Annotated in this window: 21 protein-coding genes and 1 other RNA gene; 11 read left to right on the plus strand and 11 right to left on the minus strand. The window is 68.7% G+C overall.

Going from position 1 to position 22815, the window contains the following annotated elements; all coding sequences use genetic code 11:
• Positions 1 to 24: 24 nt before the first annotated feature.
• Both AC07O4_RS23790 and AC07O4_RS23795 read left to right on the plus strand, forming a co-directional pair.
• Complete coding sequence (locus AC07O4_RS23790; RefSeq protein ID WP_495305831.1) at positions 25 to 972, plus strand: DMT family transporter; 948 nt, start codon at positions 25 to 27, stop codon at positions 970 to 972.
• Positions 973 to 1022: 50 nt separating this feature from the next.
• Positions 1023 to 1856: a TorF family putative porin gene (locus tag AC07O4_RS23795; protein WP_495305832.1), complete on the plus strand. Its 834-nt coding sequence runs from the start codon at positions 1023 to 1025 to the stop codon at positions 1854 to 1856.
• Here the strand turns inward: AC07O4_RS23795 and AC07O4_RS23800 are convergent, their stop codons facing one another.
• The gene (locus AC07O4_RS23800) at positions 1857 to 2861 is read right to left on the minus strand and encodes a Bug family tripartite tricarboxylate transporter substrate binding protein (RefSeq protein WP_495305833.1); all 1005 of its coding nucleotides are present in this window, start codon (positions 2859 to 2861) and stop codon (positions 1857 to 1859) included.
• A gap of 110 nt (positions 2862 to 2971) precedes the next feature.
• Between AC07O4_RS23800 and AC07O4_RS23805 the strand changes: the two genes are divergently transcribed.
• From AC07O4_RS23805 to AC07O4_RS23815, 3 genes are all read left to right on the plus strand, one after another.
• Entirely contained in the window at positions 2972 to 4654 is a 1683-nt protein-coding gene (locus AC07O4_RS23805; protein ID WP_495305834.1) for an MBL fold metallo-hydrolase, read from the plus strand.
• Complete coding sequence (locus AC07O4_RS23810) at positions 4651 to 5379, plus strand: RNA pseudouridine synthase (protein ID WP_495305835.1); 729 nt, start codon at positions 4651 to 4653, stop codon at positions 5377 to 5379. The genes AC07O4_RS23805 and AC07O4_RS23810 overlap by 4 nt, the downstream gene beginning before the upstream one ends.
• 85 nt (positions 5380 to 5464) lie before the next feature.
• Positions 5465 to 6034 carry a hypothetical protein gene (locus tag AC07O4_RS23815; protein ID WP_369631219.1) on the plus strand — a complete coding sequence of 190 codons (570 nt, stop codon included), beginning with the start codon at positions 5465 to 5467 and terminating at the stop codon, positions 6032 to 6034.
• 30 nt (positions 6035 to 6064) lie between these two features.
• Here AC07O4_RS23815 and AC07O4_RS23820 read toward each other — a convergent pair whose 3' ends face one another.
• The 7 genes from AC07O4_RS23820 to norR all read right to left on the minus strand — a co-directional run bounded on the left by AC07O4_RS23820 (position 6065) and on the right by norR (position 13441).
• Positions 6065 to 7546, minus strand: a complete 1482-nt coding sequence (locus AC07O4_RS23820; RefSeq protein ID WP_495305836.1) for an efflux transporter outer membrane subunit — start codon at positions 7544 to 7546, stop codon at positions 6065 to 6067.
• Positions 7543 to 8466, minus strand: a complete 924-nt coding sequence (locus AC07O4_RS23825) for an efflux RND transporter periplasmic adaptor subunit (protein ID WP_307582949.1) — start codon at positions 8464 to 8466, stop codon at positions 7543 to 7545. Before AC07O4_RS23825 ends, AC07O4_RS23820 begins: the two co-directional genes overlap by 4 nt.
• Before the next feature lie 25 nt (positions 8467 to 8491).
• Positions 8492 to 8698 carry a DUF1656 domain-containing protein gene (locus AC07O4_RS23830; RefSeq protein ID WP_062483051.1) on the minus strand — a complete coding sequence of 69 codons (207 nt, stop codon included), beginning with the start codon at positions 8696 to 8698 and terminating at the stop codon, positions 8492 to 8494.
• Entirely contained in the window at positions 8695 to 10803 is a 2109-nt protein-coding gene (locus AC07O4_RS23835; protein WP_495305837.1) for an FUSC family protein, read from the minus strand. Before AC07O4_RS23835 ends, AC07O4_RS23830 begins: the two co-directional genes overlap by 4 nt.
• A complete protein-coding gene (locus AC07O4_RS23840) occupies positions 10804 to 11289 on the minus strand; it encodes a MarR family winged helix-turn-helix transcriptional regulator (protein ID WP_495305851.1) in 486 nt (161 codons plus the stop codon). It abuts the gene before it with no gap.
• Positions 11290 to 11420: 131 nt separating this feature from the next.
• An RNA gene (gene rnpB / locus AC07O4_RS23845) (RNase P RNA component class A) lies at positions 11421 to 11789 on the minus strand.
• Positions 11790 to 11848: 59 nt separating this feature from the next.
• Positions 11849 to 13441, minus strand: coding sequence for a nitric oxide reductase transcriptional regulator NorR (gene norR, locus AC07O4_RS23850; RefSeq protein ID WP_495305838.1), 1593 nt, complete (start codon positions 13439 to 13441; stop codon positions 11849 to 11851).
• Positions 13442 to 13576: 135 nt separating this feature from the next.
• Between norR and hmpA the strand changes: the two genes are divergently transcribed.
• The 6 genes from hmpA to AC07O4_RS23880 all read left to right on the plus strand — a co-directional run bounded on the left by hmpA (position 13577) and on the right by AC07O4_RS23880 (position 19737).
• Positions 13577 to 14761 (plus strand): NO-inducible flavohemoprotein, encoded by a 1185-nt coding sequence (gene hmpA, locus AC07O4_RS23855; RefSeq protein ID WP_495305839.1) that lies wholly within the window; start codon positions 13577 to 13579, stop codon positions 14759 to 14761.
• A 115-nt stretch (positions 14762 to 14876) separates the two neighbouring features.
• A complete protein-coding gene (cysK, locus tag AC07O4_RS23860; RefSeq protein WP_062478599.1) occupies positions 14877 to 15797 on the plus strand; it encodes a cysteine synthase A in 921 nt (306 codons plus the stop codon).
• 73 nt (positions 15798 to 15870) lie between these two features.
• Positions 15871 to 17496: an NAD(P)/FAD-dependent oxidoreductase gene (locus AC07O4_RS23865; protein WP_495305840.1), complete on the plus strand. Its 1626-nt coding sequence runs from the start codon at positions 15871 to 15873 to the stop codon at positions 17494 to 17496.
• 2 nt (positions 17497 to 17498) lie between these two features.
• Positions 17499 to 18047, plus strand: a complete 549-nt coding sequence (locus AC07O4_RS23870) for a VUT family protein (protein WP_495301543.1) — start codon at positions 17499 to 17501, stop codon at positions 18045 to 18047.
• A gap of 110 nt (positions 18048 to 18157) precedes the next feature.
• A complete protein-coding gene (locus AC07O4_RS23875) occupies positions 18158 to 19156 on the plus strand; it encodes a ProQ/FinO family protein (protein ID WP_495305841.1) in 999 nt (332 codons plus the stop codon).
• A 209-nt stretch (positions 19157 to 19365) separates the two neighbouring features.
• Positions 19366 to 19737 (plus strand): hypothetical protein, encoded by a 372-nt coding sequence (locus AC07O4_RS23880; protein ID WP_495305842.1) that lies wholly within the window; start codon positions 19366 to 19368, stop codon positions 19735 to 19737.
• On the opposite strand, the gene AC07O4_RS23885 is transcribed toward AC07O4_RS23880, so the two are convergent.
• The 3 genes from AC07O4_RS23885 to istA all read right to left on the minus strand — a co-directional run.
• Positions 19718 to 20677 (minus strand): IS1595 family transposase, encoded by a 960-nt coding sequence (locus AC07O4_RS23885; RefSeq protein ID WP_495305843.1) that lies wholly within the window; start codon positions 20675 to 20677, stop codon positions 19718 to 19720. The genes AC07O4_RS23880 and AC07O4_RS23885 overlap by 20 nt on opposite strands.
• Positions 20674 to 21465, minus strand: coding sequence for an IS21-like element helper ATPase IstB (gene istB / locus AC07O4_RS23890; protein ID WP_495305844.1), 792 nt, complete (start codon positions 21463 to 21465; stop codon positions 20674 to 20676). The genes AC07O4_RS23885 and istB overlap by 4 nt, the downstream gene beginning before the upstream one ends.
• On the minus strand, positions 21455 to 22815 hold a 1361-nt coding region (istA, locus tag AC07O4_RS23895), incomplete at its 5' end, for an IS21 family transposase (protein ID WP_495305845.1). The genes istB and istA, both read right to left, overlap by 11 nt.

Genomic DNA, 22815 nt, shown 5'->3' on the forward strand with positions numbered 1-22815 from the left:
CGGTCTCGCGAAGATCGGCGCACCATGCCAACGACCCCGCTCGCCGCCTCAGTCCGACCCCACGCCCCTGCCTTCGAATGGGCGCTGCTCGCGGTGCTCGCGACCTGCTGGGGCGCCTCGTACACCTTCATCAAGATCGGCGTGGCGACGATCCCGCCGGTCACGCTGATCGCGGCACGCACCCTGATCGCGGGGTTGCTGCTGCTCGCGGTGCTGCGCCTGCGCGGCGTGCGCTTGCCCAAAGACGGCGCGACGTGGCGGCGCTTCGTGCTGCAGGCTGGTCTGAACAGCGTGCTGCCGTTCACGCTGATCGCGTGGGCCGAACGCAGCGTGGATGCGGGGCTGGCGACCATCCTCAACTCGACCTCGCCGATCTTCATCTTCCTGCTGGGCTGGGGCCTGGGCGGCGCGGGCAAGCCTACGCTGCAGCGCCTCTTCGGCGTGGGGGCGGGGCTGGCGGGCATCTGCCTGATCGTGGGCTTCGAGGCCCTGCAGGGGCTGGGGCATTCGCTGCTGGCGCAGCTGGCGCTGGTGGTGGCCGCCGTCTGCTACGGCTGCGCCGCGATGTTCGGCCGCGTGTTCAAGGGCCTGGACCCGATGGTGCCCGCGGCCGGCTCGCTGCTGAGCGGCGCGGCCCTGCTCGTGCCCGCGAGCCTGGCGATCGACAGGCCCTGGACGCTCGCCCCCTCCGCCGCCTCGATGCTCGCCGTGCTGGCGCTGGCGGTGCTGTCTACGGCGCTGGCCTTCACGATCTACTTCCGGCTCATCAAAACGCTGGGGCCGATGTCGACCTCGGCGCAGGCTTATCTGCGCGTGCCCATCGGCGTGACGATCGGCGTGGTGTTTCTGGGCGAGACGCTGGCGGCCACGGCGTGGGTCGGGCTGGCCTGCGTGGTGGTGGGCGTGGTCGCGATGACGATGCCCGACACACAACTTTTGCGCCGGGGCCTTCGTTTTTTACGCGGCTTTTAGACCCGCGCTTCTACGCTGCCGGCTCCTCCATCCGTTAGCGAATTCTTTCGATGAAACATCTCCTTCGCACCGCCTTGCCGGTGCTCGTTCTTCCCACCCTGTTCGCCCTGCCCCTGCTCGCCAACGCGCAGCTCACGGGCAACGTGGCGCTGACCACGAACTACAAGTTCCGCGGCCAGGACCAGGACATGCTGGGCAAGAACGACTACGCCAAGACCCGCGGCTTCAAGCCCGCCGTGCAGGGCGGCTTCGACTACGCCTTCGGCGACAGCGGCTTCTACATCGGCAACTGGAATTCGAGCGTCAACTGGCTCAAGGGCAACAGCCTTGAAAGCGACCTCTACGGCGGCTACAAGTTCAAGGCCGGCCCGCTCGACATGGACGTGGGCGCCCTCACCTACCTGTACCCGGGCAATTCGACGGGCAACACGACGGAGCTGTACGCCAGCGCGGGCTACACCGACGCCACGCTCGGCTCGTTCACGCTGAAGTACTCGCACACGGTGTCGAAGGACTACTTCGGCTATGCCGGCGCCAAGACCGGCTCGGGCCGCACGGGCCGCAACACCGGCTACCTGAACCTGGCCTATAGCAAGGAGATCGTGCCCAAGGTCACGCTGAAGGCGGCTGTCGGCTACACGAACATGTCGAGCGACATCCGCAGCCTGGGCTACAGGAGCTACGTGGACTACAACGTCGGCGCGACCTACGACTTCGGCAGCGGCCTCACGCTCACGGGCTCGGTGCAGGGCGCGAACAAGAAGAGTTCGTACGTTTCCGTGGCCAACCCGGGGATCGAGATCCCCGAGTTCGGCACCTTCGGCCAGACGACCTACTCGCCGAACAAGGCGCACTTCATCCTCACGCTGACCAAGACCTTGTGATCAGTCGATGCTGATGTTCGCCGCCTTGGCGACCTCGGCCCACTTCACGCGGTTGGCGTGCACGGTCTTCTTGAACTGCGCGGGCGACTCGATGCGCACGGTGTTGCCCTGGCTCTCGAAGCGCTCGCGGATCTCGGACTGCTCGAGCACCGTCTTCACGGCGGCGTTGAGCTTGTCGACGATGTGGGCGTCGGTGCCCTTGGGCGCGAAGATGCCGAACCAGATGGCGCTGTCGAAGCCCTTGGTGCCGGGCAGGCCGCTGGAGGCGATGGTCGGCACCTCCTTCACGGCCGGCACCGCCGTGGCGGTGGTCACGCCCAGCAGGCGCACCTTGCCGGCCTTGTAGTGCGGCAGCACGGTCTGCACCTGGTTCATGATGCAGCAGGTCTCGCCGCGCACCACCGAGGTGATGGCCTCGGGGCCGCCCTTGTAGGGCACGTGGACCATGTTCAGGCCCAGGCGCGAATTGAACTCGGCAAAGGCCATGTGCGTGCCCGCGCCGTTGCCGGTGGAGGCGTAGTTGTACTTGCCGGGGTTGGCCTTCACCAGCTCGACGAACTCCTTGAGCGTGCGCACGTTGATCACGTCGGGGTTGATGGTGAGCACGTTCGACACGTCGAGCACGGGCGCCACGGGCACGAAGTCGGCCTCCACGTCGAAGGGCAGCTTCTTGTACAGCGCGGCATTGCTGCCGTGGGTGGCGGCGGTGCCGAACGAGAGCGTGTAGCCGTCGGGCTTGGCATGCGCGACGTACTCGCTGGCGATGTTGCCGGCGGCGCCCGACTTGTAGTCGATGATCACCGGCTTGCCGAGCTGGCGCGACAGCGGCTCCTGGATGGCGCGGGCGACCACGTCGACGCCCGAGCCGGCCGGGAAGCCCATGATCAGTGTGACGGGTTGTTGCGGCCAGTCGGGCTGGGCCAGCGCCAGGGTCGATGCGGCGGCGGTGCAAAGCAAGGCGCCAGCGGCCAGCAGGGCGCGACGCGGGAAGGGAGAATGGGCCATGTCGGTCTTTCTTCGAGGCGGACGGTGCAGGCGCCGATTGTGGCGCGCGGCTGATATCTGTTTGCACATGTGCTTATGCACCGCGCCCCTTGCCTCTCCATAATCGCTCCATGGTCCGCCCCACACAACAACTCCACACCCATCGCGAGCCGGTGCCCGTGCGCGCCGCCGCCACCGTCCTGCTGCTGCGCGACACCGACGCCGGCCTGGAGGTCTTGATGACCCGCCGCTCGGCCACCGCGAGCTTCGCACCCGGTGCCTACGTCTTTCCGGGGGGCCACATCGACGCGGCCGACGCCGCTGCCGCGCGCATCGCGGCGCGGCGTGCCACGCAAAGCGACACGCAGCACACGCAGGCCATCGCCGCGATCCGCGAGGCCTTCGAAGAACTCGGCATCCTGCTGGCCCGCCACGCCGACGGCCGCGCGGTGACTGCCGGCGAGGTCGCCGCCATGGACCGCAACGCCACCGCCGGCACGGCCTTCGCCGACCAGTGCGCGGCGCGCGGCCTGGTGCTGTCGGCCGACGAGGTCTTCACCTTCGCGCACTGGATCACCGACCGCGACCTGCCCAAGCGCTTCGACGTGCCCTTCCTGGTGGCGCGCATGCCCGAGGGCCAGGAGCCCACGGCCGACGAGAGCGAGCAGTTCGAGCCCTGCTGGGTGCGCCCGGCCGATGCGCTGGCGCGCCACGAGGCGGGCAGCTTCTTCATGATCTTCCCGACCATCCGCACGCTGCAGCGCATGGCGGCCTACGCGACGGTCGATGCGGTGCTCGCGGCCTGCGCGCCCGGGGCCGACGGCCAGGAGAAGCCGCTGTGGACCAGCTGTCCGCGCGCCGGCCTGCTCAAGGGCGAGGACGCGCGCTACATGGAACACGAGTCGCCCTTCGGCGAGCTCGCGCTGGTGTGCCCCGACGGCCAGATCGCGCACGCGCTCGACTGGCAGAGCACGCAGCCCGTGGCGTTGCTGAAGAACGTGCAGCGCCTCACGGCGCCGAACCCCAGCGCCATGACCGGCCCGGGCACCAACACGTATCTCGTGGGCGACGCGGCCACCGGCTACCTCGTGATCGACCCGGGCCCGAACGACGCGACGCACCTCGCACGGCTGATCGAAGCCACGCAGGGCGACATCCGCCTGATCGTCTGCACGCACTCGCACGCCGACCACTCGCCGGGCGCCGCGCCGCTGCAGGCGCTGTGCGCCGCGCAGCGCAAGCCGCCGATCCTCGGGCTGTCGTCCGCGCCCACAGCACGTTCCACCGCGCGCTTCAGCGCCGAGCGCGAGCTGGCCGACGGCGAACGGCTGGTGCTCTCGGGCACCGCGCCCGACGGCACGCCGCTCGTGCACACGCTGCGCGCCATCCACACGCCCGGCCATGCGGCCAACCACCTGTGCCTGGTGCTCGAAGAAGACGGCCTGCTGTTCTCGGGCGACCACATCCTCAACGGCAGCACGACGGTGGTCGATCCGCCGGACGGCGACATGACGGCGTACCTCGATTCGCTCGACAAGCTCGACGCGGCCTGCGCGGCCGGCGGCATCGACTTCATCCTGCCGGCGCACGGCTACGTGATCGGCTTTGCGCGCACGGCCATCGCGCACCTGAAGGCGCACCGCCTCAAGCGCGAGGCCAAGATCGCCGCCGCGATGCAGCGGCTGCCCGACGGCACGCCCGAGCAGTGGCTGCCGCTCGCCTACGACGACGTGCCCGAGCGCATGTGGCCGGTGGCGGCGCGTTCGCTGGCGGCGCACGTGGCGCGCATCCGGCAACTGGCCGACGCGCAATGAACCGCTCGAACCGCCCCTCTGCGCCCGACGACGAAGGCGTGCGCCTGGCCAAGCGCGTGGCCGCGCTGGCCCAGGTGTCGCGCCGCGAGGCCGAGCTGCTGATCGAGAACGGCGCGGTGCGCGTGGACGGCGTGCCCGCCCTGCTGCCGCAGTCGCGCGTGCAGCCGCACCAGCAGGTCGAGATCGCGGCCGGTGCGCGGCCCGAGCCGATCGTGCCGGTGACGCTGGTGCTGTACAAGCCCGCCGGCATGCCGACCGACAACGCCCACCAGCTGCTGGTGGCCGCCAACCACCACGAGCCCGAGCGCGAGGGCCAGCGCTTCCTGCCGGCGCATGCGCGCGGCCAGCGCTGCATGACCCCGCTCGAAACCGGCGCCAGCGGCCTCGTGGCCTACACGCAGGAATGGCGTATCGAGCGCAAACTGCAGGAAGACGCGGGCATCCTCGAACACGAAGTGATGGTCGACGTGGCCGGCCCGGTGAGCCCCGAGGTGCTGGCGCGGCTGGAGCGTTCGCCCGCGCGCGTGAGCATCGGCCGGCAGTCGCCCGAGCAGACCGGCCTGCGCTTTGCACTGAAGGGCGCGCGGCCCGGGCAGATCGCGCACATCTGCGACGGCGTGAACCTGCGCATCGTCGCCATGCGGCGCCTGCGCGTGGGCCGCGTCTCGCTGGCCGGGCTGCAGCCGGGCCAGTGGCGCTACCTGGCGCCGAACGAGCGTTTTTGAAAGCGGCTTGAGGACGACGAGGCAGCACCGCAAACTGCCACCTGAAGACAGCGGCCCCGCGCCGCACACGGGAGATACCAGCACCATGAAGTTCGGCACACCGATCCGCACCCTGGCCTGCACCCTGCCCCTGACGCTGCTGGCGGGCTGCAGCTACCTCACGGCCCTGCTGTTCCCGGACGCGCCGGTCGGTTCGCCGACCGAAGCGACAACAGCCGCCCCACCCGCCGTGGTTTCCAAGGACGGCCTCGCGCCGATCACCGCGGTGCAGGTGGAGCGCATCCGCGAAGCCGTCGGCGGCAAGCCCCCGAGCCCCGCGGTGGGCAAGGTGGTGGGGAGCGCGTCGCCGACCATCGAATCCTTCTTGCGTACCGAAGGCTGCATCACGGCGCGCAACGGCGCGGTGCTCAACCCCTTCGCGGCGCCCGGCCGGCTGTTCGACGGCACGGGCTTCCAAGGCGGGCCGATGGCCGAGATGCAGTACCACGACAAGACCGCCTGCGTGACGGTGCAGCGCATCCAGAACTGGAAGCTGGTGTCGCCCCGGCTGCTGCGCTTCGACGTGGTCTACGTGGGCGACGACGGCGAGGAGCGCGCCATCAAGCGCCACGAGCTGACGCGCCAGCCCAAGGGCGGCTGGCTGTTCACTCGCTGAGCGTTGCGGCCGGCGAGCGGCACGTGCCGCTCAGCGGACGGTCGTGGCGGGCTTGCCTTGTTGGCCTTGCGCGACCGCGTCATCGGCCGGCTCCCAGCCGCCGCCGAGCGCCATGAACAGCACGACCTGGTCGTCGGCCAGTTGCGCCTCGCTGGCGGCCAATGCGGCGTCGGCGCCGGCCAGTGCGCGTTCAGCGTCGAGCGCGTCGAGGTAGGCGGTGCGGCCGTTGCGGTACAGCTGGCGCGCCTGCGCGGCGACCTTGGCGCTTTCGTCGCGCGAGGCCTGCAGGGCGGCGCGGCGGTCGAGCTCGCGGGCGTAGGTGCCGAGCGCGGTCTCGGTCTCGCGCAGCGCCGTGAGCACGGTGCCGTCGAACTTGGCGAGCGCGGCGCGCGTGCCGGCCTCGGCCTGTGCGATGCGGGCCTGCGCGGCGCCGGTGTTGGGCACGGTCCACGAGATCAGCGGGCCGACGCTCCAGGCCAGCGTGTCCTGGCGGCCGAAGCCGGTGGCATGGCCGGCCGACGAGCCCGACAGGCCCAGCGTGACCTTCGGATAGAGGTCGGCCGTGGCCACGCCGATGCGCGCGGTGGAGGCAGCCAGGCTGCGCTCGGCCTGGCGGATGTCGGGGCGGCGGCGCAGCAGCGCGGCGCCGTCGCCCACCGGCAATGCGCCGGCCACGCGCGGCGGCGTGGTGCAGTCGGCCACCTCGCGCGGAAAGTCTTGCGGCAGCGCGCCGGTGAGCGTGGCCAGGCGGTAGAGCGCGCCCTGGCGCTGGGCCTTCAGCGGCGGCAGCGCGGCGTCGAGCTGCGCGAGCTGGGCACGCGCGCGGCCGGCGTCGATGGCACCGGCGCGGCCTGCGCGTTGCAGGCGTTCGGTGACGTTCACGGCGTCTTGCTGCAACGCGACCGACTTCTGCGCGATCTGCAGCCGCAGGCCGGCCGAGCAGGCTTCGGCGTAGGCGCGCGCGGTGCCGGCCGCGACGTTCACGCGCACGAGGTCGAGCGCGGCTTCGGCGGCCTGGCTGCTGGCGGCCGAGGCCTCGATGGCGCGGCGGATCTGGCCGAACAGGTCGACCTGGTACGACAGCGACGCGCCCGCGCTGTAGTTGAAGGTGTTCGGCGGCTCGTAGCCCTTTTGCAGCAGCGACAGGCCCGAGACGTGGCCGAAGGACGGCCCGGCGTTCACACCGATGGTGGGGTACTTGGCACCGGCCACTTCGGTTTCGATGGCGCGTTCGCGCTCGAGGTTGGCGACGGCCTGGCGCAGGTCGGTGTTGTGCGCGAGCGCTTGCGTGACGAGCCGGTCGAGCAGCGGGTCGTGGTACAGGCGCCACCAGTGCGCGGGCAGCGGCGCGGCATGGGCCGGTGCTTCGGCGAAAGGCTTGCCGGCAGCGGGCTGGCTGGCCAGCGCTTCGGGCGGCTGCCGGTAGTCGGGGCCGACCGCCGCGCAGGCCGCGAGCCCGGCCGCGACCGCGAGCGAAGCCATGCGAAAGGCGAAGCGGGTCATGGCGGTCATCCCTTCTTCGGTGCGGCAGCAGCGTGGGCCGCGTCGTGTTCGAGGACCTGCACCGTGACCGTCTGGCCGGCCACGAGGCGCGCGCCTTCGGGCAGCGGGTCGAGCTTCACGCGCACCGGAATGCGCTGCGCCAGCCGCACCCAGTTGAAGGTCGGGTTCACGCTGGGCAGCAGGTTGGCGCTGGTGGAGCGGTCGCGGTCGGCGATGCCGGCGGCCACGCTGTCGACCGCGCCTTCGAGCACCGCGCCGCCGCCCATCGGCGTCACGCGCACGCGGTCGCCCAGGTGGATGCGCGGCAGCTTCGTTTCTTCGAAATAGCCCTCGACGTAGAACGACTGCGCATCGACCAGCGCGAGCACCGGCCGGCCGGCGGCGGCGTAGCTGCCCTGGCGCAGGTCGAGGTTGGTGACGAGGCCGTCGGCCGGCGCGCGCACTTCGGCGCGCTGCAGGTTCAGGCGCGCCGAATCGAGCGCCACCTCGGCCTGCGCGACGGCGGCCTGCGCCTGCTCGACGCGGGCGCGGGTCTGTTCGCGCGACTCTTTCGACACCAGCTCGTCGAGCCCCGTGTTGCGCGCGTTCTCGCGCTGGGCCTGGGCGCTCACGGCGCGCTGCGCGGCGAGCGCGGCCTGCGCCTGGCGCACGGCGAGGTCGTAGCGCGCGCGGTCCACCTCGAACAGCAGCGTGCCGGCGGCGACCGGCTGGTTGTCGCGGATCGGCACGGCCGTGACGAGGCCCGACACGTCGGGCGCGATCTGGACCACGTTGGCGCGCACGCGGCCGTCGCGCGTCCACGGCGCGAGCTCGTAGTGGTCCCACAGGCGAAAGCCCGCCCAGACGGCGGCGGCCACCACGGCCACGGTGAGGAGAACGCGCAGCAGGCTCTGGGCCCGGGGGTTGTCTGCGAAGGGGTTGGCTTTCATGGGAATCTCTGTGTGGTTTGCGTTGTCATTGCAGGTGCGCCGTGAGGCGGCTCAGGCCGTACAGCAGCAGCAGGTACAGCGCCATGTCGAACAGCGCCGGGTGCCACACCCAGCGGTACAGGCCGGTGGCGGCGAGCAGCCGGCGCACGCCCCACAGGGCGAGCAGCGCGGCGCCGGCCAGCAGCATGAGCCAGGGCACGTAGAGCCCGTAGAAACTGGCTTCGCCGATCATGCGGAAGCTCCTTGCGGTGAAGAAGACACGCCTGCCAGCGAAGGCGGCGCGTCGGGGAACAGGTTGCGGCGCAGGCCGACCAGCGCGGTGACGGCGGCGCGCGACGCGGTGGAGGTGTCGCGCGCGGCGAGCACCGCCGCCAGCGCCTCGTCGATCTGCGGCAGCAGCGCGGCCGGGCGCGGCGCCATGCGGCCTTCGCCGCGCTGGCGGAAGAAGCGCGCGATGCCGCCGAGCAGCGCGGCCGAGGTGGCCATCGGCAGCTGGGCACGCACGCGCTGCAGCACGGCGATGTCGGCGCCCATGCGCAGGTCGCGCAGCGCGTCGTTCGCGGCCACGCCTTCCACTGTGCCGCCGGCCTGCGCGATGCGCGGCGCCAGCAGGCCGATGCGGTCGAGCATGCGCACGGCGTAGGCGTCGCTCTGCGCGTACTGCGGCTGGGTGGAGGCGGCCATGTCGCCGAGTTCGCGCCAGGTGGCGCGCTGGATGCGGCGCGCGCTCCAGTCGGCGCCCACCGAGCGCACCAGCCGCGTGACGCGCGCGGCCATCACCACGCCGACGATCTGGCCGGTCATGCTGTTGATGAAGCTCACGAGGTCGGCGCTGGCGGTGTCGTGCATCGCCAGCGTGCCCGACACGCCGAAGACCAGCGCCATCGCGGCCATGAAGTGCGTCGGGCGCGGCAGGTACAGGCCCAGCACCAGGAACAGCGGCGCGCAGACCAGCGCGAGCATGCCGAAGTCCTGCACCGTGGGCATGAGCACGAGCACGTAGACGGCCGAGATGGGAATGGACCACAGCGTCCACTTCAGGAAGCCGTGCATCGCGGGCACGGGGTCGTCCATGGTGGCGAAGAAGCAGCAGAAGACGGCGGCCATCATGGTGGCGGCCGAGCCCATGGTCCAGCCCGTGAGGATCCAGAACGCGCCGCACACGCAGATGGCGATGACGGCGGCCAGCGCCGACAGCAGCGCCATGCCGTGGTCGCGGTGCATCGCGCGCTGGCCCAGCGCGGCCGTGCGGCGCAGCGGCGCGCCGCCCTTCAGGCCTTCGTCGATGTCGCGGCGCAGCCGGGCGCAGGCGGTCCAGCCGTCGACCAGTTCTTCGAGCCGCCCCGCCAGGCCGATGCGCAGCGCGCGGGCCCAGGGCGTGAACCCCGCGCCCTGCGCACTGCCCAGCGCGGCGATCGCCTGGCGCAGCGCCTGCAGGCGGGCCGACGCATCGACGGCCGGATCGCTTTCGTCGCGCAGCCATTGCGCGGCCAGCGCCAGCACGGCGGTGACGTCGGGCGCGAGGCGGCCTTCGGCCTGCGCCAGCGCCTGCAGCCGGTCTTCCACCGCCGACAGCGCGGGCGTGAGCGCCGCCACGCGGTCCTGCATGGCGCGGATCGCGCCGGCGGTCCAGCGCAGGTGCGTGGTGTCGAAGGGCACGTGGGTCGAGAGCAGGCGCAGTTGCGTGATGTCGCCGGCGAGGCGGCGGCGGTCGTCGTCCAGGCGCTTGGGGTCGGCGTCCTTGGGCGTGCTGCGGTCGCCGGGCTGGAACAGGTCGCCGATCCACTGGCGCGCGTCTTTCAGCGTGCGGTCGAGCAGGCCCAGCACGGTGGGCGCGAGCCCGGCGGGCAGCACGAGGCTGTGGACCAGCGTGGCGCAGAAGATGCCCAGGCCGATCTCTTCCACGCGCGCCACGGCGGTGTCGAACAGCACGAGCGGCGTCTGCACCGACGGAAAGCCGATCAGCGCCGCCGTGTAGCCCGCGAGCATGAAGACGTACGAGCGCGGCGTGCGGTCGAGCAGCGACACATACAGGCACAGCCCGACCCACAGCGCGAGCACCAGCGTGAGCAGCTCGGGCGCGTTGGACAGCGCGGGCACCATGAGCACGGTGGCGACGCTGCCGATGAGCGTGCCGCAGAAGCGGAACACCGCCTTGGAGCGCACCGCGCCGGCCAGCGGGTGGGCGACGACGTAGGTGGTCATGAGCGCCCAGAAGGGGCGCGGCAGGCCGGCGCGGCTGGCCAGGTACATCGCCAGCATCGCGGCGGCAAAGCTCTTGACGGAAAAGAGAACTTCCGCGCGGGTGAAGCGCGGCAGGGCCATCGACAGTGCCATTTACTGGCCGCGCCCTTCCTGCTGCAGGCTCTGCATGCCGGCGGCACTGCGGCCGAGCTTGGCCTCGAGCGCGCCGAAGACGCGCAAGGTGGCGGCGATGTCCTCGTCGGGAATGCCGTCGAACAGCGCGGCGCGCATCTGGCGCAGCGCGGCCTCGATGGGCTCGCAGACGGCGCGGCCGGCGGGCGTGAGGTGCAGCGTCTTGGCGCGGCGGTCGGCCGGGTCTTCGCGGCGCTCGACGAAGCCGGCCTCGACCAGTTGGTCGAGCGAGCGCACCAGCGACGGCCCTTCGATGCCCAGCGCCTCGGCCACCGTGCCCTGGCGCACGCCGTCTTCCATGCGCCCGAGCACCACGACCGGCCAGGCCAGCGTCTGCGACAGGCCCACGTGCGCCACCGCCTTGTCGGCCGCCGCGCGGTAGCCGCGCTGGAGCACCGACAGCGAGGTGCCGAGCCGCATCAGCGCGTGTTCGCGCAACGGGGAGATGGGTTCGGTATCGGCCACGGCGTTATCAATTAGTTAGCTTGCTAACAATTGTACGGGTTTCTACCGAGTTCTGCACGCGGCCGCGCACGACGTCAGCGCGCGGCCCAGGGAAAAGGGGAAGAGAAAGAAAAGTGTGAAGCTCGCCGATAAGCCGGATTCTGTGCACCGGGGCCCTCTTGCGAAGACCCCGGCGTGACCGCCATTACTCTGGGCCGTTTGTCGCCAAACGGCTCGATGCCACCTACCCGCCAGCTCAGCGGAACCACCTCAATACTGGCCTACTTGGTGTTGCTGCGCGCAGAGATTGCCCGTTTCACCCGAACTGAATCGGCTCGTCTCTGTTGCTCTGATCCTCACCTCACGGTGGAGAGTCGTTAACTCCTGCGCTGTCCTGTGCAGTCCGGACGTTCCTCCAGTGCGATCTTTCGACCCGATGCTGTTGCCCGAGGGCAGAGCATCGTCCCTTTCGGGCTTGCACCAGCGGCGGTCTGGCGTGCTTCACCGCTCGATTATCGCCCGCCCCATCAATGACCCTTCAAGCGGTGTCGCGCGCCGGCTGTCAGCCGGGCGTTTCGCCGTCGCCGGCCTGCACCAGGCCCAGCTTGCGCAAGGTCCGATGGAAGTTGCTGCGGTCGATGCCGGCCTCGCGCGCGGCGCTGGCCACGCGGCCGCCGTGGCGGGCCAGCAGTTCCGAGAGCCAGGCCCGCTGGAAAGCCTCGGTCGCCTCGCGCAACGTGCCGCCCGCGATGGCAGGCCCCGCGTGTTCATTCGCCGGGGCCTGCACGGGCGCTGCCACGGCGCTTCCCACGACGGCGGCGCTGTCCAGCGCCAGGTGATGCGGCTCGATGGCCGTCCAGCGCGAGCCGCGCGGCTGCTCCCGGAACGCCCGCAGCGAGGCGCGGCTGATCACGTGCTCGAGCTCGCGCACATTGCCCGGCCAGCCGTGCGCCAGCATGGCGGCCTTCGACGCCGGCGAGAGCCGCAGGTTGCGCGCGCCCAGCCGGTGCTGGTTCTCCTCGAGAAAGCTGCCGGCGAGCACGAGCACGTCGCGCCCCCGTTCGCGCAGCGGCGCGACCACGAGCGGATAGACCGACAGCCGGTGGTACAGGTCGGCGCGAAAGCGCCCCTGCGCGATCGCCGCGGGCAGGTCGCGGTTGGTGGCCGCGATCACGCGCACGTCGACCTTGCGCAAGCGGTCGCTGCCGGGGCGTTGCACCTCGCCGCTTTGCAGCACGCGCAGCAGCTTGGCCTGCACGCTCAGCGGCAGTTCGCCGACCTCGTCGAGAAAGAGCGTGCCGCCATCGGCGATCTCGAACTTGCCGTCGCGGTCCTGCACGGCGCCGGTGAACGCGCCGCGCTTGTGGCCGAAGAGCTCGCTGTCGGCCAGCGACTCGGGCAGCGCCGCGCAGTTGACCTGCACCAGCGGCTGCTCGCTGCGCCGCGAGCGCGCGTGCAGGCGCTGCGCGACCAGGTCCTTGCCGACGCCGGTCTCGCCGAGCAGCAGCACCGTGAGGTCGGACACGGCGACGGTGTCGATCTCGTGGCACAGCTGCTTCATCGCCGGGCTGCTGCCCAGCAGCTCGCGCGGCGCGCCACGCCCCGCACGCAGCGCCTGGGCGACGGCCTGCTCGCGCATCGCGCGCGCCTGCATCTCGCGGATCGTGTGGGCGGCCTCGATGCCGGTTTCGACGAGCGCGATCAACGCCTCCATCTGCGCCGGGCCCACGGCGTCGAAGGCGTGCGGCTCCAGGGCGTCCAGCGTGAGCAGGCCCCAGACGGTGCCGCGCAGGCGCAGCGGCGCGCCCATGCAGTCGTGCACCGGCAGGATGCCCGGCTGGCCGGCGACGAGGCCGTCGTACGGGTCGGGCAGGTTGCTGTCGTGGGCGAAACGCAGGCCCCGTTCGCTGTCGAGCAGGCGCGCGAAGCGCGGATGGGCGGCCACGGGAAACTGGCGCCCGAGGGTTTCATCGCTCAGGCCATCGACTGCGACGGGCTTCAGCACGTCGACGTCGAGCTGCAGCAGCGCGGCGGCATCGCAGCGGACCAGTCCGCGCGCGGCGGCGAGCAGCGATCGGTAGCGGGCGGCCTCGGCTTCGGGCTCGGGCTCGGGTGGTGAGGCCTCGGTGGTCGAATCGACACGCAATGTGGTCATAAGTACAACGCTGAAGTTGTTGTGAATTTGACCACGCCCAATAAATCCCCAATGGCGTCAAGCACTTGCAGAGGCCTTCCGGCTGGCACGGATCGTGAGAAGACAAAGGCATCTCAACAGAGGAAGCGCCAGACCATGAATCCGCAAACCATCGCCATCGTCAAGTCCACCGTGCCCGCGCTCCAGGCCCACGGCGAGGCCATCACCAGCCACTTCTACAAGATCATGTTCGAGGGCCATCCGCAGGTGAAGGCCTTCTTCAACGAGGCGCACCAGGCGGCCGGCACGCAGGCGCGCGCGCTGGCGGGCGCGGTCATCGCCTATGGCGCGCACATCGACCGGCTCGAAGCGATCGCCGGCGCCCTGCCCCGCATCATCCAGAAGCACGCCGCGCTGGGCGTGCTGCCGGAGCACTACCCGATCGTCGGCCACTACCTGCTGCGCGCCGTGAAGGAGGTGCTCGGCGATGCCGCGACCGACGAGGTGATCGCCGCCTGGGGCGAGGCCTACGAATCGCTGGCGGGCCTGCTCATCGCCGCGGAAGACGCCGTCTACAGCGCCAATGCGGCGCAACCCGGCGGGTGGCGCGGCACGCGCGAATTCCGCGTGGCCCGGCGCGAAGACGAAAGCGAGGTCATCACCTCGTTCTACCTGGAGCCCGTGGACGGCGGCGCGCTGCTGGCGTTCACGCCGGGGCAGTACCTCACGCTGGTGCTGGAGATCGACGGCCAGCCGGTGCGGCGCAACTACTCGCTGTCCGACGCGCCGGGCAAGCCGTGGTACCGCATCAGCGTGAAGAAGGAAAAAGGCGGCCGCGCCTCGAACTGGCTGCACGAGTCCGCGACGATCGGCACGCGGCTGCAAGTGCAGGCGCCGTGCGGCGACTTCGTGCTGCAGCCCGCCGGCGAGCTGGCACGTCCCCTCGTGCTGGTGACGGGCGGCGTGGGCATCACGCCTGCGATGAGCATGCTCGAATCGGTGGCCCACACGGGCCGGCCGGTGCACTTCGTCCATGCGGCGCGGCACGGCGGCGCGCACGCGTTCCGCGCCCGCGTCGACGCGCTGGCGCAGCGGCATGCGAACGTGAAGCCGCTGTATGTCTACGACGCGCCGCGCGACACCGACACGCCGCACGCGACCGGCTTCGTCACCCGCGAGCTGCTGGCCGGGCTGCTGCCGGAAGACCGCGACGTCGACCTGTACTTTCTCGGACCGAAGCCCTTCATGCAGGCGGTGTATGCCAACGGGCTGGCGCTCGGCGTGCCGAAGCAGCAGCTTCGCTACGAGTTCTTCGGGCCGCTGGAAGCCCTGGAGGCCTGAACCGCAACGGCCTGCCATCACCTCGTGCTGAAACGGTCGCGGGCCGGGTGCAACCCGGCCCAGGGGGCGCCACAATGCGCGCTGACCATCCGACCCTCGCACCCAAGGAGATTCCATGAAGGCCCAGAACATCCTCCAGACCATCGGCAACACGCCGCACATCCGCATCAACCGCCTGTTCGGCCATGCGAAGCAGCAGGTCTGGATCAAGTCGGAGCGCGCCAACCCCGGCGGCTCGATCAAGGACCGCATCGCGCTGTCGATGGTGGAAGACGCCGAGAAGAGCGGCGCGCTCAAGCCCGGCGGCACCATCGTCGAGCCCACCTCGGGCAACACCGGCATCGGCCTGGCGATGGTCGCGGCCGTCAAGGGCTACAAGCTGATCCTGGTGATGCCCGACAGCATGTCGGTGGAGCGCCGCCGCCTCATGCTGGCCTACGGCGCCACCTTCGACCTCACGCCGCGCGCCAACGGCATGAAGGGCTCCATCGCCCGCGCCGAGGAAATCGTGGCCGGCACGCCCGGCGCGTGGATGCCGCAGCAGTTCAACAACCCCGCCAACGTCGACGTGCACGTGCGCACCACGGCCGAGGAGATCGCGGCCGACTTTCCCGAGGGCATCGACGTGCTCATCACCGGCGTGGGCACGGGCGGCCACATCACCGGCGTGGCGAAGGTGCTCAAGAAGAAGTGGCCCAAGCTGCAGGTGTTCGCGGTGGAGCCCGTGGCCTCGCCCGTGATCTCGGGCGGCGCGCCGGCGCCCCACCCCATCCAGGGCATCGGCGCGGGCTTCATCCCGAAGAACCTGGACACCTCGCTGCTCGACGGCGTGCTGCAGGTCGACGCCGAACCGGCGCGCGAAATGGCGCGCCGCTGCGCGGTCGAGGAAGGCATCCTGGTCGGCATCTCGTCGGGCGCGACGCTTGCGGCCATCGCGCAGAAGCTGCCCTCGCTGGCGCCCGATGCGGTGGTGCTGGGATTCAACTACGACACGGGCGAGCGCTACCTGTCGGTCGAAGGCTTCCTGCCCGCCTGATCCAGCTACAAGTTTCATAGCGCCTCGGGCGCTTAAAATCGTCGGTCTGCTTGATAACCACAAGCCCCACGACATGCTGCGAATCTCCGAACTCAAACTCCCGCTCGACCACGCGCCTGACGCGCTGGCCACCCTGATCGCCCGAACGCTCGACGTTCCACCTGAAGCGATCGCCTCCCACACCGTCTACAAGCGCAGCTTCGACGCCCGCAAGGTCGACCTGCTCACGGTCTACATCTGCGACGTGCAGCTGGCCGACGCCGCGCTCGAAGCCGCGCTGCTGGCCAAGCACGCCAGCCACCCGCACATCCAGCCCGCACCGGACATGCGCTACACGCCCCCGGGCCAGGCGCCCGCGGACGCCACGCGCCCCGTGGTGATCGGCTTCGGCCCCTGCGGCATCTTCGCGGCGCTGATGCTCGCGAAGATGGGCTTCAGGCCCATCGTGCTCGAACGCGGCAAGACCGTGCGCCAGCGCACCCGCGACACCTGGGGCCTGTGGCGCAAGAGCGTGCTCAACCCCGAGTCGAACGTGCAGTTCGGCGAAGGCGGCGCCGGCACCTTCTCGGACGGCAAGCTCTACAGCCAGATCAAGGACCCGCGCTTCCTCGGCCGCAAGGTGATGGAAGAGTTCGTGAAGGCCGGCGCGCCGCCCGAAATCTTGTACGTCGCGCATCCGCACATCGGCACCTTCAAGCTGGTGAAGGTGGTGGAGAACATCCGTGAGCAGATCGTCGCGCTCGGCGGCGAGATCCGCTTCGAGCAGCGCGTGACCGACGTGCACATCGAAGACGGCCACCTGCGCGGCCTGACGGTGCTCGACCAGACGACGGGCCAGAGCAGCGAACTGCGCGCCGACCACGTCGTGATGGCGCTGGGCCACAGCTCGCGCGACACCTTCGAGATGCTGCACGCGCGCGGCGTGCACATCGAGGCCAAGCCCTTCTCCATCGGCTTTCGCGTCGAGCACCCGCAGGGCCTCATCGACCGCGCCCGCTGGGGCCGCCACGCGGGCCATCCGCTGCTGGGCGCGGCCGACTACAAGCTGGTGCACCACGCCAGCAACGGCCGCTCGGTCTACAGCTTCTGCATGTGCCCCGGCGGCACCGTGGTCGCGGCCACCAGCGAGCCGGGCCGCGTGGTCACCAACGGCATGAGCCAGTACTCGCGCAACGAACGCAACGCCAACGCGGGCATCGTGGTGGGCATCGACCCGCGCGACTTCCCGGGCGATGCGCTCGCGGGCATCGCGCTGCAGCGCCAGCTCGAAAGCAACGCCTACGTGCTCGGCGGCAGCAACTACCACGCGCCCGGCCAGCTGGTGGGCGACTTCATCGCCGGCAAGCCGTCGACCGCGCTCGGAAGCATCATCCCGTCGTACAAGCCCGGCGTAACACCGACCGACCTGCACCAGGCCCTGCCCGCCTACGCCATCGAGGCGATGCGCGAAGCCTTCCCGGCCTTCGGCCGCAAGATCAAGGGCTTCGACACGCACGACGCCGTGCTCACGGGCGTGGAAACACGCACCTCGTCGCCGATCAGGATCACGCGCGGCGACGACTTCCAGAGCCTCAACGTGCGCGGCCTCTACCCGGCCGGCGAAGGCGCGAGCTACGCGGGTGGCATCCTGTCGGCCGGCGTGGACGGCATCAAGGTGGCCGAGGCCGTGGCGCGCAGCGTGCTCGGCAGCGCCGTTTGACGATGCACTTCCACCGCCCCACCACCGGCCAGCTGGCCGTCGCCACGCTGGCGATGGCCGCCGTGGTGCTCGCGTCCAACCTCCTGGTGCAGTTCGCCATCAACGACTGGCTCACCTGGGGCGCCTTCACCTATCCGGTGGCCTACCTCGTGAGCGACCTCGTCAACCGGCGCTTCGGCCCCGGCATGGCGCGGCGCGTGGCGTGGGTCGGCTTCGCGGTGGCCGTGGCGGTGTCGCTGCTTCTCGCGCCGGCGCGCATCGCCGCCGCTTCGGGCCTGGCCTTCATCGCCTCGCAGCTGCTCGACATCCGCGTGTTCGACCGCCTGCGCCGGGGCCTGTGGTGGCGTGCGCCGCTGGTGGCCACGGTGATCGCGGCCGTGCTCGACAGCATCGTCTTCTGGGGCATCGCCTTCGCGGGCACCGACGGCCCCTGGCTCACCTGGGCGCTCGGCGACCTGGGCGTGAAGCTCGGTGTCGGCGTGCTGATGCTGCTGCCGTTCCGGCTGCTGATCGGGCGGCAAGCCGCTGACCGAGGCGCTGCACGCGCATGACGATCCGCCCTGACAATACCCGCAGGATGTTCCGGCCGCGCTGACCGCGCGGGACCGGTTGTTCTTTTTCTTCCCTTTCCATCCCTCGCGCCCATCGCCGAGCCTTCCGTATGACCGACGCATCCACCGCCGCCCCGAACACGAACTCGCGCAACGCACGGCGCCAGCGCCCGGACATGGCCGAGCAGCTGCAGCAGCTGAAGTCCGGCGCGGGCAGCACCGACGCAGGCGCTGACGCGTCGGCGGCGCAGCCCGCTCCCGCGCAACAGCAACAACAGCAACGCCCGCCGCGGGCGAAGCAGCAGCGTCCGCACGGGCAGCAACAGCCGCAGCAGGGGCGCAAGCCGCGCGGCCCGCAGCAACAACAACAGCAGCCCGAAGCCCAACGCGCACCGCGCAAGGTCAACCCGGTGCTGGAACGCCTGTTCGCGCTCTATCCGCAGCTCTTCGGCGCACGCTTCGTGCCGCTGAAGCTCGGCGTATACGAAGAGCTGATCGCGCGCCATCCCGAAGACTTCAAGGCCGAAGACCTGAAGATCGCGATGGGCCAGCATGCGCGCTCCACGCGCTACCTCGAGAGCGTGGCCGCCGGCCATGCGCGCCACGACCTGGACGGCAACGCCCTCGACCCGGTCGCACCCGAGCACGTGCACCACGCCATCCTCGAGCTGCACCGCCGCCGTTCGCACCGCAACCCCGGCGAAGACCTGCGTCCGCAGCTGGTGACGCGCATCGCCAAGGCCATCGAAGCCTCGGGCCTCGACCACGAGGCCTATGCCGTGCTGGTGCGCTCGCGCGACGCCAACAACAACGCCGTCGTCGACGAAGCCCTGGCCGAACTCGCCCAGCAGGCCGCCAAGCGCGAAGCCCTGCTGCGCGCCTTCGAAGCCAGCGGCCGCAGCGAACAGGAGTTCGCCGACATGTACGGCATGAAGCCCGGCGACGTGACGCGCACACTGCAGCGCGTGCGGGACGACAAGAAGCGGGCCGAGGCGGCAGCCGCTGCCGCAGCGGTGGCCGCCGAAGCGGCAGCCGCAGCGCCTGAAGTGCAGGCAGCGCCCGAAGCAGAAACCGCCCCAGCGGCCCCCGAAGCACCCGCCGCGGACTGACACCACACGCCCGCCCCAACCGGAATGATCTAGCTGTTGCACAAGACATCTCTCAAGGGAAATGAAACCCTTGAGGGATGCCAAAAAATCGCGACTACACGAACCTTCGTCGGACCCCTTCCTCGATGGCGTGGTTGATCAGGACGCGCGCAGTTCATCAGGGACGGCTAGACCAGCTTCTGAAACATCAAAGCAAACTCACGCAGCAAATGAAGGTGATCGAGAGTGAGCTTGCAGCGATCGATGCTGTGATCCCCTTTCACGAAGTGAAAGTTGATGCGGCAGGTATCGTGGGCGTTCAGCCGAGGAGCAAGCGACTTGTGCCTCATGGGCAAATGACCAAGGTGATCATTCGCTGCTTAAGAGAAGCAAAAGGAAGAGCGGTTCACACTGAAGAGATTGCGCAATTCCTGGCCCGCGATATCGGAGTCGATTTGGAGCAGTATGGGACGGCGACGATGAACATCCGGGTTCGCACTCGTCTCAAGGTGCTATGCAATGAAGGTCGAGTTCAGCGGCATCACCTCGGGGCAACAGGGAGTACAACAGGCAGCTGGTCCCTCATCCTCGATCAGTCTTAGGATTTGGACGCGCGCGCTGATCAAATATCAGTTCACTTGATCGGTGATGGCCTTGCCAGTAGCCGCGCCACCATCGTGATCGACCATTGTTGAGTACTGCGTCGAGAAGCAATTCCATTTGCGTGACCGTGTCTTTCCTTCGAACATCTTCGCGCCATGCAATCTCGTTCATGTAGTCGAGCATGTACTTTGGAGTCATGCGATGAATGGCGCCCCACACCAAGCGCCTGCTGCGCGCGAAAAAGCTCTCCGCCTGATTTTCGTTCACGCCATCATCCGTCGAAAACTCAATGCTGTGGTTGACGGTGAAGTGCTCGTAGTGGTCTCCCAACCTGCTGAAGGCATTGCTTTCATCCGTATGCACGATCGCGCCCTTCTTGATGTACTTCCGTGCCAATGGCGTAACGTGGACTTCGGCCTCCGCGGGGACCACTTCGACAATGGTGCGAGTAGCACCCTGTCCTTTGATCGGTGAAATTTCCCGGAGAACCATCACGATCCGCCGGTTGGGATGCGTCGCATACGATGTCTTGCCTTGCTTGGCCCGGGCGGGTATCGCGGTGGCCTTAATCTTTTTTCTAGGTTTACGGATTCGGCCCGAAAAATGGCCTCCGTCTATTTCGACATGACGCTCAAGCGGGTTGAGATTTCGCTGATCGCAAAGCCCCTCTCGAAACTTGTGCAGAAGAACGAATGCAGTTTGATAGGCGATACCCAGCTTGCGCGACACCTCGAGGGCGGACACCCCCTTCACACTCGTGACATAGAGCCAATGCGCTTGACGGATTTTTCTTAGCGGTATCTTGTGGTCCTGAAACTTGGTTCCCGATGTCACCGAGAACGTACGCCCGCATCCCCACGCTGTTGGATTCCGCCGACCTCTGACCCTAGATTTCCATTCAATACTGACCCACCCGCTTTGTGAGCCTGACGGCTTCACGGTGTGGATAAGTGCTTGATGTTCTCCTTTTTAGATTGAGGCTTGGCGGAACTGGTTTTGAACCGGAAGCTGTCGTTTCCGGTCTCCAGGATGTGGCATCGGTGCGTCAATCGATCCAGCAATGCAGTCGTCATCTTCGCATCACCGAAGACGCTCGCCCACTCCCCGAAGCTAAGGTTGGTGGTGATCACAACGCTGGTTCTCTCGTAAAGCTTGGAGAGCAGGTGGAACAGGAGCGCACCTCCAGACTCGCTGAAGGGCAGGTAGCCCAGTTCATCCAAAATCACCAGGTCCACGTGCAGGAGCTTGTTGGCAATCTGACCTGTATGTCCGTTGGATTTCTCCACTTCCAGAGCGTTGACCAGTTCAATCGTCGAGAGGAAGCGGACTCGGTGACGGTGATGTTCGATGGCCTGCACCCCGATCGCGGTTGCGAGGTGGGTTTTTCCCGTTCCGGGCCCGCCAACGAGGACAACGTTGTGCGCCTGGTCGAGGAATTCGCATCTGTGCAACTGGCGCACCGTCGCTTCGTTCACTTCGCTGTGTCCGAAGTCGAACCCGACCAGATCCCGGTACGCGGGGAACTTGGCCAGCTTCATCTGATATGCCAATGAGCGCACTTCGCGTTCAGCCGTTTCAGCTTTGAGTAGCTTCGACAAGATCGGTTGGGCCGCTTCGAAGGCTGGGACGCCCTGGTCGCCCAGCTCCGACACCGCGTGGGCCATGCCGTGCATCTTGAGTCTCTTCAAGAGGCTGACGATCGCGATCGTGGTCGAATCATGTGCCATGGTGCGCCCCCTTGCGAGGCTGCGCTATCCGCAGAGAGTCGTAGCGCAGTACGTTCGCCTGCGGCTCTGTGGAGAGTTTGAGCGCTTGTGGTGCAACCACGTCAGGAACAGCAGACTTTCCGTCGACCAGGCGATGCAGGATGTTCAGGACGTGCGTCTTGGTCCCCACGCCAGCCTCCAATGCTGCCTCGACCGCGGCCAGGACCATGTGCTCGTCGTGATGCAGCACCAGCGCCAAAACTTCCACCATCTCTCGATCACCCCCGGGCTTCTTCAGCAGCATCGCCTGCAGTCGTTTGAACGGCGTCGGTAGCTCTGCAAACGGTGCGCCGTTTCTGAGTGCACCGGGTTTCCTCTGGAGTACAGCCAGATAGTGGCGCCAGTCGTAGATGGTCTGGCCAGTCACGTCGTGCCGCCGATCGATGACTCTGTTGTGCTCGCATATCACCTGGCCTTCAGCCGCCACGACCAATCGGTCGGCGTACACCCGTAGGCTGATCGGCCGATTCGCGAACGATGCGGGGACGCTGTAGCGCGTCCGGTCGAAGGTAATCAAGCAGGTCGGGGATACACGTTTGGTGTGCTCCACGAAGCCGTCAAACGCAGGCGGCGGAGGCATGAGGAAGGGTTTTTCCTGAGCCCAGATATCAGCGACAGTGCCCGGCAATTGGCCGTGGGCAATCTCCTTCCACAGTGCCTTGCACCGGACCTCGAGCCAATCGTTGAGCTCGGCCAGTGTCGGGAATGCAGGAACGGGCTGCCAGAGGCGATGACGGGCATCACGCACATTCTTTTCGATCTGGCCCTTCTCCCAGCCTGACGCCGGGTTGCAGAACTCGGCCTCGAAGAGGTAGTGGCTCACCATCGCACTAAATCGGACGTTGACGTCCCGATCCTTGCCGGTGCGGACCTTGTCCACAGCCGTCTTCATGTTGTCGTAGATCCCACGTTTGGGCACGCCGCCCAGCACGCGGAAGGCATGGTTGTGCGCGTCGAACAGCATCTCGTGGGTCTGCAAAAGGTAGGCACGCACGGTGAATGCTCGGCTGTGGCTGAGCTTCAAATGCGCGACCTGCAGCTTGGTGCGCTCGCCTGCGATCACGGCCCAATCCTCGCTCCAGTCGAACTGGAATGCCTCGCCGGGACCAAAAACCAGCGGCACGAACGTGCCGCGGCCGGCAATACGTTGTGCCTCCTGCCGATCGGCCTGCCATTTCCGGCAGAAGGCTGCCACGCGGCCGTAGGAGCCCTCGAAGCCCAACGCGACCAGGTCTGTGTGGATCTGCCGCAGATTGCGCCGCTGTTTCCGCGATTTGGTGGCCTCGATCGCGAGCCAGGTTGCGAGCTTCT

This window comes from Variovorax sp. GW821-FHT09D04, from assembly GCF_059416405.1.